The organism is Brevibacterium sp. HMSC22B09, assembly GCF_001806795.1.
Lineage (GTDB): Bacteria > Actinomycetota > Actinomycetes > Actinomycetales > Brevibacteriaceae > Brevibacterium > Brevibacterium ravenspurgense.
The window spans coordinates 1-514 of sequence record NZ_KV786003.1; the positions used below are offsets into that span (position 1 = coordinate 1).

Genomic DNA, 514 nt, shown 5'->3' on the forward strand with positions numbered 1-514 from the left:
ACACCTGCTCCGCCGCCGTCGGTGGGCGTGGATTCTGGGGCGGTCTCGTCGTCACCGGTTTCGGCACAGCTGGTCAGGGCCAAGGCCCCCACTGCTGCGCCGAGAGTAAGTCAAGTCAACAGAGTCAGTTTGTTCATCAATGCTCCTATGCGTAAGAACGCATCTCTGGACGGTTCCGCTCCGGCAGAGATCGCACGGCACGAAGATCATTTCACACTGTGAGCCCTCCCTGTGGCCATCCTGGAATGGCAGGATGCCAAGGAAGCCATTCATTGAAATATACCCAATAGGGGTATAGGGTATCGAGGTAAGCGTGTCGGAAAAGGAGCACAGGAATGCACACTAGTGAATTTGTCTTCCAGCGAATGAGCTGCGGTGGGTGCGAGACCTCGGTTCGCGAGGCCGTCCCACAGCTTCCCGGGGTGACCGACGTCCAGGTCAGTGCCCAATCGGGTCGATTGGCCGTCACCGGTCAGCAGCCGGTTGATGATGCTGCCGTGCTAGCCGCGGTCGA

Annotated in this window: 1 protein-coding gene; it reads left to right on the plus strand. The window is 59.1% G+C overall.

The window, feature by feature from the left end; genetic code table 11:
* Positions 1-365 precede the first annotated feature (365 nt).
* On the plus strand, positions 366-514 hold a 149-nt coding region (locus tag HMPREF3087_RS10335), incomplete at its 3' end, for a heavy-metal-associated domain-containing protein (RefSeq protein WP_370919312.1).